Raw genomic sequence first — 14,051 nt, 5'->3', positions numbered from 1 at the left:
CTGCCCTGCCGGCCGCCCCACCGACGCCCGCCGCCGCGGGCGTCGGCTAGGTTCGGGCCCATGACGACTGCTGCGGCGTGTCCGCCGGAGGCCATGGGTGTGGGGAGGCTGTTGCGCGAGTGGCGTGACCGGCGCCGGATCAGCCAGCTGGAGCTGGCCCTGCGCGCGGACTCCTCCGCCCGGCACATCAGCTTCATCGAGACCGGCCGCTCCCGGCCGAGCCAGGAGATGGTGCTGCGGCTCGCCGAGCATCTCGACGTGCCCGTACGGGAGCGCAACGCCCTGCTCATCTCGGCGGGGTACGCCCCGGTCTTCCCCGAGACGCCGATGGACGACCCGTCGATGGACGCCCTGCGCGCGGGGATGGAGCGGCTGCTGACCGGCTTCGAGCCGTTCCCCGCGCTGGTGGTGGACGGTACGTACCACGTGCAGGCGGCGAACCGCGGTATCGCGATGCTGCTGGCGGGCGTCGACGAGGAGTTGCTGCGGCCGCCGCTGAACGCCATGCGGATCACCCTGCATCCGGCGGGCCTGGCGCCACGGATCCGCAACCTCCCGGAGTGGCGCGGCCATCTCCTGGCCCAGATGGAACGGCAGTTGGCGCTGCTGCGGTCCGCGTCGCTGCGCGCGCTCTACGACGAGGTGAGCGGCTATCCGGTGCCCGGGGGCGGACGGGAGCCGGTGGCCGGCGGCGAGCATCCGCGGTTCGCGCTGCCCCTGCTGATCGAGCACGAGGGCGCCGTGCTCTCCTTCATCTCGACCATGACCACCTTCAACACACCGATGGACGTGACCGTCTCCGAACTGGCGGTGGAGACCTTTCTGCCCGCCGACGCGGAGACGGCCGCCCGGCTGCGGAAGCTGGTGCCGTAGCCGGTGTGCCCTGGGGCGGCCGCGGTCTCACGCCCCCGACGGCAGCCGGTCCAGGAAGCCGAGTACGGAGCGGATGCGGCCGTCGGCGGCGAGCCGCACCACGTCGAAGCCGGCGACCGGCGCCGAGCCGTCCGCCCCGCTGACCAGTTCCCAGCCGAACCGGGCGATGTCGTGATGTCCGTCCACGTCCCCCAACTGCCGGAACACGAACCCCGGGAACTGCTGGTGCACCCCGGCGATGGCCGCCGTGAGTCCCTCGTGACCGGCGACATCGGCCAGCGGGTCGGTGTAGCTGCCGTCCTCGGTGAACGCCGCGGCCACCGCGGTGGCGAGCGCCGCCGGGTCGACGGCGTTCCACGCCTCGAAGTACCGCGCGGCGGCGGCCCGGTAGTCGATGGTGCCGGTGGTCTGCTGCGCGGTGCGGGTCATGGCGTGCTCCTCGGGAATCCGGAGGTAAGGAATGAGACGGGTAGGCCGGGTTCACGGGCCGGAGTGCGCCGGCCCGTGAACCGGTACCCGTACTCTGCCGGGCCGGCGAACGGCGGTCGATTACTCCGGAGGTAAGGGCGAACTCGGCCCGGCCACCGCGTCTCCACGCGGGAGAGGGGCGCGGCCCGGCGGTGTCGCGGCGTACGTTTTCCGCCGGGGGTGTGCTTACCACCCCTGAGAAACACCGGCAGGCCCCCCTTGCCTTCGGGGGTGCACCGGCTGTCGGGGGCCCGGCCCGCTCAGCAGACTCGAACGCATGACGACCAGTCTCCAGCCCCCCTCCCCACTCAGCGCTCCCGAGGCGCCCGCCGGCAGCGACTTCGCGCGGCTGTCCCGCCGGGTCACGGCCGCCGGACTGCTCAAGCGGCGGCCCGGCTACTACGTCGCGCGGCTCTCGCTCGTGACCGCCGCCTTCGCCGGGGGCTGGGTGGCGTTCGTCCTCCTCGGCGACAGCTGGTGGCAGCTGGGCACCGCCGTCTTCCTGGCCTTCGTCTTCGGTCAGATCGCGCTGGTCACCCATGACGTGGCGCATATGCAGGTGTTCCGCAAGCGCCGCCCCAGCGGGATCGGCGGCCGGTTGTTCGGCAACCTCGGGGTGGGGATGTCCTACGGCTGGTGGATGAACAAGCACACTCGCCACCACGCCAACCCCAATCACGAGGAGCTGGATCCGGATGTCTCGCCCGACATCCTGGTCTGGTCCCAGGACCAGGCGCGGGCCGCCACGGGCCTGCCCCGTTTCATGGGCCGCCACCAGGCGCGGCTGTTCTTCCCGCTGCTCACCCTGGAGGGGTTCAACCTCCATGTGTCGAGCATCCGGGCGCTGCGCTCACCCACCATGAAGAGCAAGGGCACCGAGGCCGCCCTGCTGCTGGCGCACATCGTCTGCTATCTGGGCGCGCTCTTCCTCGTTCTGTCGCCCGGCAAGGCGCTGGCCTTTCTCTTCGTCCACCAGGCCGTGTTCGGCGTCTACCTGGGCTGCACCTTCGCGCCCAACCACAAGGGCATGCCGACGCTGACCGGCGACGACCGCCCGGACTTCCTGCGCCGTCAGGTGCTGACCTCGCGCAATGTCCGCGGCGGTCCGGTCACCGATCTGATGCTCGGCGGTCTCAACTACCAGATCGAGCACCATCTCTTCCCCAGCATGCCGACCCCGCATCTGCGCCGGGCCCAGGTGATCGTGCGCGACTACTGCGCCGAGATCGGCGTCCCGTACCACGAGACCGGGCTGTTCGCCTCGTACGCGGAGGCGCTGCGCCATCTCCACCGGGTCGGCGAGCCGCTGCGGGCCCGTCCGGTGGAGGCCGGCCGGGGGGCCTAGCGGGCTTCCTCCTCCGGGGCACCCGCGCGCAGGCGTCCCGTGCGCCGTGCCGCCATCCACGCGTAGACGAGGATGCCGGCGAAGAGGAAGAGCACGCCCTGGTAGATGGCCGCGTAGCCGGCGCCCGCGACGAGCCAGAAGGTGAAGCCGAAGGCGACCAGGGCGAGCGTCAGATCGCGGGCGAAGCGGGCCGGGCGGACCTTGTCGCGCTGTCCGGTCAGCAGGAAGTAGATCTGGGCGCCGGCCGCGAGCAGGTAGGGGACGGTCGCCGAGAAGGTCGTGATGAGCACCAGGATCTCGAAGACGCCGCCGGCCCCGGTCAGGTAGTTGATCACCGTCAGGGCGCTGGCCAGCACCGCGGCGGCCAGGACACCGAACGTCGGCACACCGCGCCGCTTGGTGAGGAAGAGGGCCGGGAAGAGCCCGTCCTTGGCGGCGGCGTACGGCGACTGGGCGCTCATCAGCGTCCAGCCGTTGAGCGCGCCGACGATGGAGATCACCGCCGCGGCGGCGATGGCGGTGCCGCCCCAGTGGCCGCCGAACATCGCGTTGACCGCGTCCGAGAACGGCGCCTTGGAGTTCACCAGCTTCTCGTGCGCGACGGTGCCGAAGACGGCGACGGTGCCCAGGAGGTAGACGACGGCGGCGCCGATGGTGCCGAGGACGGTGGCCCGGCCGACGTTCCGTTCCGGGTCGCGGACCTCGCCGGCGCTCATCGCCGCGGACTCCACGCCGACGTAGCTGTAGAGGAGGATCGCCGCCGCCGCGGACATCCCGCCGATCGCGCTGCCGCCGCCGGCGTGGAACGGGCCGAGGTTGTCCGGGTCGAAGAAGAACAGGCCGACGACGGCGATGAAGAGGAGGGGGACGAACTTCAGGACGGTGGAGACCAGCTGGACCGCACCGACGTAGCGGGTGCCCGCGAAGTTGGCGAGGGCGGGCAGCCACAGGGCGCCCAGCGCCACCATGAGATCGACGCCCCGGGACTGGTGTCCGGGGAAGAGGACGTGTACATAGCCGACGGCGGCGACCGCGAGCGCCGCGTTGCTGACCCAGGTCATGGTCCAGTACGACCAGGCGGACAGGAATCCGGCGAAGTCGCCGAACGCCTCGCGCGCGTAGACGTAGGGGCCGCCGGTGTCCGGGTGGCGCCGGGCGAGCTTGCCGAAGACCAGTGCGAGGGCGAGGGCGCCGATGGTCAGTACGCCGAAGGCGACCAGGCTGACGGTGCCGAAGGGGGCCACCGAGGCCGGCAGCAGGAAGATGCCGCCGCCGATGATGTTGCCCATCACCAGGCAGGTGGCGGTGCCCAGACCGAAGCGGCGGGTGTGCCGGTCGTGCATGGCGTGGTGGGCCTCTCGTCGTGCTGAACGCCCGGGATTGCCGGACGACTGCATATCGTCGGCGACCGGTGCCCTTGCACCAAAATCAACGAGTTTTGTCCTGTGTGGTACGCCTCTGCGACGAAAAAGCTCCTGGTTCGGCCGCTTCATGCCGCATTTCGTCCACCTCGGCTTCGAGGGGCTGCTGCGGCCCGTCCGCCTCTCGCAGCCAGCGCCGCAGCACCCGGTGCACCTGCTCGGCGCCGGTCAGCGGCTCGCCGTCCGGGGCCGGCGGCGTCAGCTCCGCGGGCCACAGCAGGAACGCCTCGCTCTGCGCACCGCCCAGCCCGCCGTGCGAGCCGATCTGCTCCTCGAAGGCGTGCACCGCCCCGGTCCGCGGGTCGTAGGCGGAATTGACCATGAGGTCGGCGACGTGCGGAAAGCGGTCGGTGCGGCGCACCGCGTCGGCCGCGCCGTCGCCGAACGCCGCGAGCGGGTCGGCGCCGACGATCCGGCCGGTGTCGAGGTGGTGCTCGGCGCCGGCCGGGCCGAGCACCACGGCGCCGTGTGCCGCGGAGCGGACGAGCAGGAAGCCGATACCGGGGTGATTGGCGAGGGTGGCGAGCAGTGCGGGGTGCCTGCGGTCCAGTTCCTCGCGGGTGATCCGGCCGGGCACCTCGGGAAAGGAGACCAGGCCCAGATTGCCGGAGGCCAGCACGATCGGGTGCGCCGCCGCCGCGGACGGCCCCGCCGAGTCCGGGGAGCCGTCCCCCGCCGCCCCCTCCGGACGGTGCAGCGCGGCGCGGGCCGCCTCCCTGGCCTCGGCCCCGCTCGGCGTCCGCCCGGCCCGCCGCGGCACCGGCAGCCCGCACCCGGCCCGGACGAGATCGCCCAGGCTCAGCCCGTAGTGCTCCAGGAAGGTCGCGCCGGGGCTCTGGCCGTGGTCGGAGAGGAGCACGACGCGGTACGGGCGCGGGGCGTGGCGGGCGGCCCGCTCGATCAGCGCGAGGGACCGGTCGAGGCGGCGCAGCACCTGGTGGGTGTCGCGGTGGCGCGGCCCGGAGTGGTGGGCCACTTCGTCGTACGCGACCAGGTCGGCGTAGACGGCGGTCCGGCCGGCGAGCATGTCGCCGATGACGGCCGCGACCACCACATCGCGTTCGACGACGGTCGCGAAGGCCCGGATGACGGGGTAGAGGCCGCCCCGTTTGACCCGCGGCAGCTCGCGCCGGAAGCGGGTGCGCAACGCCTGGACGATCTCGCGGACGACCTCGGCGACGAAGGAGACGGCCGTGCGGGTCGCGTTGGCCGGGTCGGAGAAGTACGCGAAGTAGCCGGCGCGGGAGCGGTTGTACCGGCCGCGGCGGGCCGCCACCGACATGACCAGGGCGACCTGCTCGGCGCCGCCGCTGAAGAGGTTGCCGCGGCTGGCGCCGTCGTGGGCGAGCAGTCCGCGGTCGCCGGTGCGCTCGACGGCGCGGCGCTGGAGTTCGGCGGCGCTGGTGGGCCGGTTGCTGACGACGAGCGCGCCGGTCTCCTTCTCGTACCAGCGGAAGGCGGGCAGATCCTCGTTGCTGCCGTGCAGGATGCCGAGCTGGCTGGCGCCGGTCTGGCTGGACCAGTCCGTGCGCCAGGGGGTGAGGCGGTGGCTGCCGCCCCGCCAGCGGGCGACGGTCGGCATCAGCGGGTGGTCGCCACCGGTCGCCTCCCGCAGCAGATCGTGGCCGACGCCGTCGAGCTGGAGGAAGAGCGTGCCGGGGGTGTCCGGGCCGCGGGCGGCGCGCCGGGCGCGGCGGCCCGCCAGCCGCACCAGCCGGCGGTGGTACGCCTCGTCGTCGCGCACCGCGAGGAAGGCGGAGGTGGCCGAGGAGGTCGCGGACATCGCGGCCGCGACGATCACCGCGGTCTCCGGGGCGGCCCGACCGGCGTCGGGGGTCAGGTCGAGGGCGAGCAGCAGCAGGGAACCGTTGAGGAAGAAGACCAGCAGGCCGAGGACGAACGCGGGCACCAGCAGCAGGGCGCGCACGAGCAGTGGCCACACCAGGGCGCTGAGCAGGCCGAACGCCCCGGCTCCCAGGGCCGCGGTGACGGCCGCGTCCGTGATGCCGGTGCCGCCCGCGGCCCGCAGCCGGAAGTCGGGCAGCAGGGCGGCGAGCACGAGCAGGGTGCACGAGGAGACCAGCCAGACCGCGAGCACCCGCAGCAGGGCACCGCCCCGTGTTCGCCACCGCGTCCGCACGCCGCCCCGCCTCCCGCTCCGGCCCGCACCGGCCGCGGACATCGCCGTCCAGCGTGTCATAGCCCGCCTGGTCAGCCACTTGTGCACCCGGATATCCGAAATGCCCCATTCCCCCTGTGGCGCCGCGAGATGCCGGACCCGCGGGCCCCGGCGCTCGCGGATCCGGGCGGATGGTGGAGGATCGGCAGAGCGCGCCCGGAACGGGGCGACGGATCGGGAGGTCATCGGTGTCGGTGGAGGTCACCTGGTGGGGACATGCCACCGTGACGGTCGAGGACTCCGGTGTACGGGTGCTGACCGACCCGCTGTTCACCCGTCGGCTGGCGCATCTGCGGCGCCGGCGGGGCGCACTGCCGCCGCCGGAGGCCGCACGGGCCGACCTCGTACTCGTCTCCCATCTGCACGCCGACCATCTGCACCCCGCCTCGCTGGCCCGGCTCGCGCCCGGGACGCGGCTGGTGGTGCCGCGCGGGGCACCGGACGCCGTACCGGGACTGCGCCGGGTGGCCGGGGCCCGGCGGCTGCGGGTGACCGAGGTGCGGCCGGGCGACGAGGTCGCGGCCGGTGCGCTGACCGTACGGGCGGTGCACGCGGCGCACGACGGGCGGCGGCTGCCGTACGGGCCGCAGCGGGTCCCCGCGCTCGGCTATGTGATCCACGGCGCGGCGCGGACGTACTTCGCGGGTGACACCGGGCTCTTCGACGGGATGGCCGACGAGGTCGGACCGTGCGAGACGGCGCTGCTGCCGGTGGGCGGCTGGGGGCCGTTCCTCGGGCCCGGCCATCTCGACGCGCGCCGGGCCGCCGAGGCGGCGGCCCGGCTGGCACCGGCCTGCGCCGTCCCCGTGCACTACGGCACGTACTGGCCGATCGGTATGGCCGCCGTACGGCCGAGGGAATTCCACGCTCCCGGGCGGGAGTTCGAGCAACGGCTGGCCCTGGTCGCGCCGGAGGTGACGGTCTACCGGCTCGGACACGGCGAGTCCGTACGGCCGGTGGTCGCGCGATGACGCTCGTCGGCGAGCTGATGGTGAGCGTGCCACCGGAGTCGACGCAGCAGGCGGTGGGCTATCCCTCGCTCTTTCTGCTGGTCGTCCTGGGGTCCTTGGTGCCGGTGGTGCCGACGGGGGCGGTGGTCAGCTCGGCGGCGGTGGTGGCCTTCCACCAGACGTCGCCGTTCGCGCTGCTGATCGTGTTCGGGGTCGCGTCGTTCGCGGCGCTCCTGGGCGACATGGGGCTGTACTGGCTCGGGCAGCGCGGTGTGCGCTCCCGGGGCGGCTCGCGCTGGCTGGCGCGGCTGCGCACGCACGCCGCGCCGGAGCGGCTGGCGCAGGCACAGCACAAACTGCGGGAGCACGGGGTCCTGGTACTGGTGCTGTCGCGGCTGGTGCCGGCCGGCCGCATCCCGGTCATGCTCGCGTGTCTGCTCTCGAAGATGCCGCTGCGCCGGTTCGTCCGCGGCGACATTCCGGCCTGCCTGGCGTGGGCCGCGACGTATCAGCTCGTCGGGCTGCTGGGCGGCTCGCTGTTCCGTGAACCGTGGCAGGGGGTGGTCGCGGCGGTCGCCCTGACCGTACTGATCAGCGTGGCCCCCGCCCTCTGGCGGCGCCTGCGGCCGGCAGGCCGCGACGACAGCGGCGGCGAGCAGGCGTAGCACGGGGCCGGACCGGCACCCCGGCCTCCCCTTCCCGCTCCCCCGCTCAGTCCTCGCCGAGCACGCGGGACGCGCCGACCGGCAGATCCCAGAGGTCCGCGCGGGGACGGCCCGTGGCGGCCCAGGCGGCGCGGACGCGGTGCAGTGGTTCCAGGGGCGGTTCGGCGGAGAGCAGGAACGTCGACCAGTGCATCGGGACCAGGACCCGGGCGCCGAGGTCCTGGCAGGCCCGGACGGCCTCCTCGGGGTCGGTGTGCACCGGCCGCAGCATCCAGCGCGGGTCGTACGCGCCGATGGGCAGCAGGGCCAGGTCGATACCGGGGTAGCGGTGGCCGATCTCCTCGAACCAGTGGCCGTAGCCGGTGTCCCCGGCGAAGTGGATCCGCCGTCCGCCCGGCGCGGTGAGCACCCAACCGCCCCACAGGGAGCGGCAGGTGTCGGTCAGCGTCCGTTTGCTCCAGTGGTGGGCCGGGACGAAGTCGAAACGTACGGGGCCCGCGGGGCCGGGCAGTTCGGCCGCCTCCCACCAGTCGAGCTCGGTGACCTCGGTGAAGCCGCGGCGGCGGGCCCAGGGGGCGAGGCCGGCGGGGAGGAAGAGGGGCGTGTGCCGGGGCAGCCGTCTGAGGGTGGGGGCGTCCAGGTGGTCGTAGTGGTTGTGGCTGATGACGACCGCGTCGACCGGCGGGAGATCCTCCCAGCGGACGCCGACCGGGGTGACCCGGGCGGGCGTGCCGAGGATCTTGCGGGACCAGACGGGGTCGGTCAGCACGGTCAGGCCGCCGGTCCGGATCACCCAGCTGGCGTGCCCGGCCCAGGTGAGGGCGGTGTCCGTGGTGCCGGCGGCCGGCAGCGGGCCGGGTTCGAAGGGGAGCTGCGGGATCTCCCGGAGCGCCTCGGGGGCCGGGCGCAGTTTGCCGTCCCGGGCGATCCTGGCCAGCGCGCGGACACCGGGCAGCGGCGCGGTCAGCCGGTCCGTGAAGTCCCGCGGCCAGCTGCGGGTCTCCCCCAGGGGGCGCGGTTCGGGGAGCGGCGGCGGGGCGGGCCGCGGCTCCACCAGCTCGTCGGGGGCGCGGGGGCCCGTGGGGACGGTGGCGGCGAGGGGGACGGTGGCGGCGGGCGGGTTCGGGGAGTCCCCCGGGACCACCGTGCCGTCGAGGACCTCCAGAGCGGCGCCGTCACCGGCGGCCGCCGCGTCCGGCGACGGCGCCGCCACACTCATGGCCGCGACACCGTTCCCGCCGGCCGGCTGCCCCACCCGATCCGCCTGATTCGCCTGACCCGCCTGACTCATCCGGTCCAACTGGGCCGGATGGTCCGGCCGATCCGATTCGCCCGACCGGTCCGGGGCCGGCCCGCCGCTCCCCCCGCCGCCCTCTCCCCCGCTCGGCCCGGCGCCATGGCCCGGCTCGGCGTACGGAAGGCGCTCGGCGGCGGCGGGCTCGGCGAGGGAGCGTTCGGTGCGGGAGCGCTCGGTCTGTTCGGTCATCGAGGGGCTCCATTCGGTGGACAGAACCGGGATTCGGGGACAGACCCGGGGCGGGCGGGGAGCGGTTCCGGGACGGGCCGGGGCGGGTTCCGTTCGATGGGCGGACACGTACCCGGGCGGGCACGGGGGGCGGCGGGCGACCGGCAACGGGCGGGGCGCGACGGGCAACGGACGGCGAACGGCTGACGGCTGACGGCTGACGGCGAACGGCTGATCAACCACCCCCCGCCGGCTCCGTGAGCGCGGCCAGCTCGCGCGCGAGCGTGGTCAGCGCCTCCCTGACGTGCGGGAGGGCGAGCGGGTCGGGGGCGTCCAGGACACGTTGGCGCAGCTGGGTGCCGGCGCCGAGCAGCGCCTCGGCGCCCAGCCGCACCCGCAGGGCCCCCGGATCGTCCCCGAAGCGGTGCCCGCCGCGCGCGGACCAGGGCGCCAACTCCCGTTCCAGCGCGGCCGATTCGGTGATACCGCGGGCCGCGAGGGGCCGGCGCAGCGGGTCGAGGTCGGCGTAGAGGTGGCTGCCGGAGTGCGGCGGGCGGCAGAGCGCGCCGGCCGCCGTGAGGGTGTGGTGCAGCGCCGCGGCGAGCGCGCCGTGCACCCGGGCCGCGGTGGCGGTCCTGGCGCGTACGGACTCCGGTTCGCCGAGTGCGTGGGTGACGGCGCAGGCGACCGGTCCGGCGAGCGGGGCGTGCAGGGCGGTGAGCGCGGCCAGCGTCGCGGAGCGCAGCGCGGCGCCGCGGTCGGTGGCCGGGAAGCGGGCGAGCGCGACGGGCCAGGAGGCGGGGACCAGCGCGGCCCGCAGGTCGGAGAGGACCACGACCTCCGCGGGCAGTATCTCGGCGGGGCTGAGCAGCACCGTGTCATGCGGGTCGTGCAGCAGATCGCGGCGCGATTCGTCGCTGATGACCCAGAGCCCCTCCCCCGCCGCCGCCTCGCAGACCTCGTGCAGTTGCTCGGGCGGCGGGCAGGTGCCGGTCGGGTCGTCGGCGACGGACAGTACGAGCACCCGCGGGGTCTCGCCGTGCAGCCGGGCCCGGCGCACGGTCTCCAGCAGGGCGAACGGATCGGGCACACCGCCGGATTCGGCCGGTACCGGCGCGCGGTGTACCGGCAGTCCGAGCAGGTGGGCGGGGGGCGCGTACTCCTCGGCGCAGGGGCGCGGGAGCAGGACGGCGCCGTCGGCCGCGGCGTACAGGGCCAGGAGGAGGGCGGCCGTCCCGGGGGCGGCGAGTACCCGGTCGGCGGCGGTGAACAGGCCGCGGCGTTCCCAGTAGCCGCAGGCGGCGGAGCGCAGCGGCGGTCCGCCGCCGGGGGGTTCCGGCGCGGTGCGGCCGGCGGCCGCGGCGAGGCGGGCGGCGAGTTCCGGGAGGACCGGCAGGCCCGCCGGCGACCCCGACCCCGGCTCCGGCTCCCGCTGCGGGTCCGGTGCGGTCCGCTGCATCCGTACCTCCACACGCCACGTCGGCAGGTCGATGGTGGGCCCATCACATGATTGACGGCCTCGACCACCTTGGCAGATCACGGGGGTGGCGGCGGGGGACGACACGTCAGGCGAGGGTGGCGGTGGGGGCCCGGCACGCCGCGGCGGGGCACGGGCGGGCCGTACGGCGCAGCCGCTCGCTCACCTGTACGAGACCGGGCGGGCCCGCCCGGGGGACCGTACCGCCCGCGCGTTAGGGTCGGTCGACGGTTCGTGCGCCTCGGAGGTCGAATGCCCAGCACCATCGACGGCGGCGGCACCGGCCGCCCGCTGCTCCAGCTGCGGAGGATCAGCCGCACGTACGGCGAGCGGCGGGCGCTGCTCCCGCTGGACCTGGACGTCCGGGCGGGCACCTGCACCGCGCTGTTCGGGCACAACGGCTCCGGCAAGTCCACCCTGCTGCGGATCGCCAGCGGCCGGGACGAACCGACCGGCGGCACCGCGCTGTTCGACGGCAAGAAGATCGACGAGGACGATCCCGAGGTACGGGCCCGGGTCGCGGTCGTCGGCGACACCGTCGCCTGCTACCCGGACCTGACGGTCCGCGAGCACCTCGAACTGATCACGGTGGCGCACGCCGTGGACGACGCGGACGCCTGGATCGACCAGGTACTGGCCGACCGCCGCCTCGCCGGGCACGCGAACGCGCTGCCCGCCTCGCTCTCCTCCGGGCAGTTGCAGTCCCTGCTGCTCGCCGCCGCCCTGGTCCGGCCGCGCGACCTGCTCGTGCTGGACGAGCCCGAGCAGCGGCTGGACCCCGACTCCCGGCGCCGGCTGGCCGAGTTGCTGATCGCCGAGAAGAAGGACGGCGTCGCGGTGCTGATCGCCACCCATCAGGCCGAGCTCGCCGAGGCGGTGGCCGACCGGATGGTGGCCCTGGAGGACGGTGCGGTGATCGCGGCCGGCCCGCCCGCCGAGGTGCTCGCCCGGCTCGGCGGGCGCGGATGAGCCAGGCACCGCCCCTGGTGGCCGACGATGCGGCCTGGACGGCCGAGGACGACGACCGCACCCCCGAGACGCTGCGCTGGCTGCGCACCAGGCGCCGCCGGCACCGCCGGCAGCGCCACCGCGATCTGGCCGTCGTCCTCTACACCGTGCTGCTGCTCGCCGCCGGGTACGGTTCCACGTTCGTCTACCGCTTCGCCCAGCATCTCCACCACGACGCGCTGCACGGTGACACCGGCGCCGCGATCGGCCGCGCGCTCCCGGGCGCGCTGGTCTTCCTCGCCCTCGCTGCGGCCCTGCTCGCCGCGCGGGACGCGCTGTGGCGCGGCCCGGTCGTCGTACCGGGGCCGGACGCGGCGTGGCTGCTGGACCAGCCGGTCGACCGGGGCAGGGTGCTGCGCCCGTGGTTCCGGCTGACGGCCGGGCTCGCGCTGCTCGCCGGGGCGTTGGCCGCGGTGGCCGGGGCCCTGCTGCTGCGCATCACCGGGCTGTCGCCGCTGGGCGCCGCCCTCGCCGAGTGCCTGCCCGCGGGCATCTGTCTGCCGCTGCTGGCGGTGGCGCTCGCGACGCAGGTCGAGAGCAGGCCCCGACTCGCCCGCCGGGTACGGGCGTTGACGCCGTACGGGGTGCTGCTGCTGATGGCGGTGGCCGGTCAGACGGTGTGGGCGTGGTCCGGGCACCGGCTCCCGGTGGTGGAGCAGATCGAACTGTGGTCCGGGCCGTGGGGGTGGGCCGCGCAGCCGGTCGTCCACACCGCGGGCGGCTCCGCGCCCGGCCACCTCGCCGCGCTCGTCCTGCTGGTGGTCCTCACCGCGGGTGCGCTGACGGCCGCGTACCGCAGGGTCCCGGCGGTCCGCAACGCGCAGTTGCGGACCCGCGCGGCGACCGCGGCGACGGTCTCCTCTGTGCTCTGGTCGGTGGAGCTGCGGGCCGCGAAGCTGGCGGTGTCCGAGGCGCTGGGCGACCGCGGCGCCGGGGCGCGGCGGCGGCTGCCGATGCCGCGCGGCAGGTATCTGGTGGTGGTGTGGCGGGACGCGGTGGCCCTGCTGCGCGCGCCGGGCCGGGTCGGCGGTGCCGCGCTGTGGACGGTCCTCGCCGCCGCGGTGGCCGCGCTCGGGGTCCGGGCCGACGGCGCGGCGCGGACGATCGCGGTGGTCGTGGCGCTGGTGCTCGGCTATGTGGCGGTCGGTGCGCTGGCGGAACCGGCCCGGCTGGAGGGGGACGATCTGCGGCGCTCGGCGTGGTCGCCGTTCCGCTTCGCGACGCTGATGGTGCAGCACGCGATCGTGCCCGCGGCGCTGGGCGCGGTGCTGGCGCTGCTCGCGGCGGTGCCGTTCGCGTTCCAGGGCGGGGCGTGGGCGCTGGTGGTGATGCCGCTGTGCGCGGTGCCGTTCGCGGCGGCGGCGGTGCTGTCGGCGGTGCGCGGCCCGGTGCGGACGGAGCTGCTGTTCCTGGGCGTCCCGACGCCCATGGGCGACCCCGGCTTCCTGGTCTTCCTGGTCTGGTACGTACTGGCCCCGCTGATCTCGGTCACCACGCTGGCCATCGCGGTCGGCTCGCTCCTCGCGCACGGTTTCGCGGCCGGTGCGGTGGCCGCGTTCGCGCTGACGTCCGTGCTGCTGACGGCCGCGCTGCTGGCTCTCGCGTACCGCCGGGCCGCCAAGCTGCGCGGCCACTGACCGGCCGGCCGGGCGCCGCCGCGTGGGCGCCCGGCCCGGTGGAGTGCGCCGGATCAGCCCCGCGCGTCCAGGCGCTCCGGGGCGGGCGGCGCCTCGTAGTGGTGCACCTCGACCACCTCGCCCGTCTCCCATTCCTCGCGCCCGGTGGAGCGGCGGAGCCAGCCCAGCCGTTCGTAGAGGGCGATGGCCGCGGTGTCGGTGGTCTTGACCTCCAGTACGGGCCGCAGGCCGCGCGCCGCCGCCGCCTGTTCGACACCGCGCAGCAGTTGGCCGCCGAGTCCCCGACCGCGGGCGGCGGGGCCGACGTAGAGCCGGCTGACCTCGCGTCCGCACAGCGTCACATGTCCGACGACCGCGCCGGCCGCCTCGGCGACCCAGGCACCGGTCAGACCGTCGGGGGTCAGCCAGCGTGCCGGGTCGGCCGGCCAGTGGTGCGGATAGCCGCTGTGGGTGTGCACCTCGGCCAGGACGGCCACACACGCGTCGAGGTCACTGTCGTTCCGTCGCCTGATCATCCGGGCATGGAACCACGGCGGCCCGGGGGCGGGCGCCCGGTTTTCCCG

At 75.0% G+C, this 14,051-nt stretch carries 12 protein-coding genes; 6 read left to right on the top strand and 6 right to left on the bottom strand.

Annotated elements, in window-relative coordinates:
- The first annotated feature begins 60 nt into the window (after positions 1-60).
- Positions 61-873 carry a helix-turn-helix domain-containing protein gene (locus tag IH09_RS20290; RefSeq protein ID WP_052858327.1) on the top strand — a complete coding sequence of 271 codons (813 nt, stop codon included), beginning with the start codon at positions 61-63 and terminating at the stop codon, positions 871-873.
- Between the two features lie 27 nt (positions 874-900).
- Here the strand turns inward: IH09_RS20290 and IH09_RS20285 are convergent, their stop codons facing one another.
- Complete coding sequence (locus tag IH09_RS20285; protein ID WP_052858326.1) at positions 901-1,302, bottom strand: nuclear transport factor 2 family protein; 402 nt, start codon at positions 1,300-1,302, stop codon at positions 901-903.
- A gap of 316 nt (positions 1,303-1,618) precedes the next feature.
- On the opposite strand from IH09_RS20285, the gene IH09_RS20280 reads away from it, so the two are divergent.
- The gene (locus IH09_RS20280; protein ID WP_052858324.1) at positions 1,619-2,686 is read left to right on the top strand and encodes a fatty acid desaturase family protein; all 1,068 of its coding nucleotides are present in this window, start codon (positions 1,619-1,621) and stop codon (positions 2,684-2,686) included.
- Here the strand turns inward: IH09_RS20280 and IH09_RS20275 are convergent.
- Together IH09_RS20275 and IH09_RS20270 are read right to left on the bottom strand one after the other, a co-directional pair.
- Positions 2,683-4,029, bottom strand: coding sequence for an amino acid permease (locus tag IH09_RS20275; protein WP_110952440.1), 1,347 nt, complete (start codon positions 4,027-4,029; stop codon positions 2,683-2,685). The genes IH09_RS20280 and IH09_RS20275 overlap by 4 nt on opposite strands.
- An 85-nt stretch (positions 4,030-4,114) precedes the next feature.
- Positions 4,115-6,289 (bottom strand): phage holin family protein, encoded by a 2,175-nt coding sequence (locus tag IH09_RS20270; RefSeq protein WP_052858320.1) that lies wholly within the window; start codon positions 6,287-6,289, stop codon positions 4,115-4,117.
- A 185-nt stretch (positions 6,290-6,474) separates the two neighbouring features.
- Here IH09_RS20270 and IH09_RS20265 point away from each other — a divergent pair, with 185 nt between their 5' ends.
- A complete protein-coding gene (locus IH09_RS20265) occupies positions 6,475-7,257 on the top strand; it encodes an MBL fold metallo-hydrolase (protein ID WP_052858318.1) in 783 nt (260 codons plus the stop codon).
- Complete coding sequence (locus IH09_RS20260) at positions 7,254-7,901, top strand: DedA family protein (RefSeq protein WP_052858316.1); 648 nt, start codon at positions 7,254-7,256, stop codon at positions 7,899-7,901. The genes IH09_RS20265 and IH09_RS20260 overlap by 4 nt, the downstream gene beginning before the upstream one ends.
- Before the next feature lie 46 nt (positions 7,902-7,947).
- Here IH09_RS20260 and IH09_RS20255 read toward each other — a convergent pair whose 3' ends face one another.
- Together IH09_RS20255 and IH09_RS20250 are read right to left on the bottom strand one after the other, a co-directional pair.
- The gene (locus tag IH09_RS20255; RefSeq protein WP_190233350.1) at positions 7,948-9,120 is read right to left on the bottom strand and encodes an MBL fold metallo-hydrolase; all 1,173 of its coding nucleotides are present in this window, start codon (positions 9,118-9,120) and stop codon (positions 7,948-7,950) included.
- A gap of 481 nt (positions 9,121-9,601) precedes the next feature.
- On the bottom strand, positions 9,602-10,825 hold the full coding sequence (locus IH09_RS20250; protein ID WP_052858314.1) for an aminotransferase class I/II-fold pyridoxal phosphate-dependent enzyme: 1,224 nt from the start codon (positions 10,823-10,825) through the stop codon (positions 9,602-9,604).
- 270 nt (positions 10,826-11,095) lie between these two features.
- Here IH09_RS20250 and IH09_RS20245 point away from each other — a divergent pair, with 270 nt between their 5' ends.
- Together IH09_RS20245 and IH09_RS20240 are read left to right on the top strand one after the other, a co-directional pair.
- Positions 11,096-11,812: an ABC transporter ATP-binding protein gene (locus IH09_RS20245; RefSeq protein WP_052858311.1), complete on the top strand. Its 717-nt coding sequence runs from the start codon at positions 11,096-11,098 to the stop codon at positions 11,810-11,812.
- Positions 11,809-13,488, top strand: coding sequence for a DUF6297 family protein (locus tag IH09_RS20240; RefSeq protein ID WP_052858309.1), 1,680 nt, complete (start codon positions 11,809-11,811; stop codon positions 13,486-13,488). Before IH09_RS20245 ends, IH09_RS20240 begins: the two co-directional genes overlap by 4 nt.
- 53 nt (positions 13,489-13,541) lie before the next feature.
- On the opposite strand, the gene IH09_RS20235 is transcribed toward IH09_RS20240, so the two are convergent.
- Positions 13,542-14,003, bottom strand: coding sequence for a GNAT family N-acetyltransferase (locus IH09_RS20235; RefSeq protein WP_052858307.1), 462 nt, complete (start codon positions 14,001-14,003; stop codon positions 13,542-13,544).
- Positions 14,004-14,051: the final 48 nt, after the last annotated feature.

Source organism: Streptomyces celluloflavus (assembly GCA_000720995.1).
Lineage (GTDB): Bacteria > Actinomycetota > Actinomycetes > Streptomycetales > Streptomycetaceae > Streptomyces > Streptomyces celluloflavus.
Note: the sequence above shows the minus strand (reverse complement) of the source record. Positions and strands in the feature narration are given on the sequence as shown.

What these genes read in the sequence shown, in the direction of transcription:
- IH09_RS20255 (WP_190233350.1), bottom strand. Translation starts at nt 9,120, where the DNA reads ATGAGTGTGGCGGCGCCGTCGCCGGACGCGGCGGCCGCCGGTGACGGC.
- IH09_RS20250 (WP_052858314.1), bottom strand. Translation starts at nt 10,825, where the DNA reads ATGCAGCGGACCGCACCGGACCCGCAGCGGGAGCCGGAGCCGGGGTCG.
- IH09_RS20280 (WP_052858324.1), top strand. Translation starts at nt 1,619, where the DNA reads ATGACGACCAGTCTCCAGCCCCCCTCCCCACTCAGCGCTCCCGAGGCG.
- IH09_RS20235 (WP_052858307.1), bottom strand. Translation starts at nt 14,003, where the DNA reads ATGATCAGGCGACGGAACGACAGTGACCTCGACGCGTGTGTGGCCGTC.
- IH09_RS20245 (WP_052858311.1), top strand. Translation starts at nt 11,096, where the DNA reads ATGCCCAGCACCATCGACGGCGGCGGCACCGGCCGCCCGCTGCTCCAG.
- IH09_RS20275 (WP_110952440.1), bottom strand. Translation starts at nt 4,029, where the DNA reads ATGCACGACCGGCACACCCGCCGCTTCGGTCTGGGCACCGCCACCTGC.
- IH09_RS20285 (WP_052858326.1), bottom strand. Translation starts at nt 1,302, where the DNA reads ATGACCCGCACCGCGCAGCAGACCACCGGCACCATCGACTACCGGGCC.
- IH09_RS20260 (WP_052858316.1), top strand. Translation starts at nt 7,254, where the DNA reads ATGACGCTCGTCGGCGAGCTGATGGTGAGCGTGCCACCGGAGTCGACG.
- IH09_RS20240 (WP_052858309.1), top strand. Translation starts at nt 11,809, where the DNA reads ATGAGCCAGGCACCGCCCCTGGTGGCCGACGATGCGGCCTGGACGGCC.
- IH09_RS20290 (WP_052858327.1), top strand. Translation starts at nt 61, where the DNA reads ATGACGACTGCTGCGGCGTGTCCGCCGGAGGCCATGGGTGTGGGGAGG.
- IH09_RS20270 (WP_052858320.1), bottom strand. Translation starts at nt 6,289, where the DNA reads ATGTCCGCGGCCGGTGCGGGCCGGAGCGGGAGGCGGGGCGGCGTGCGG.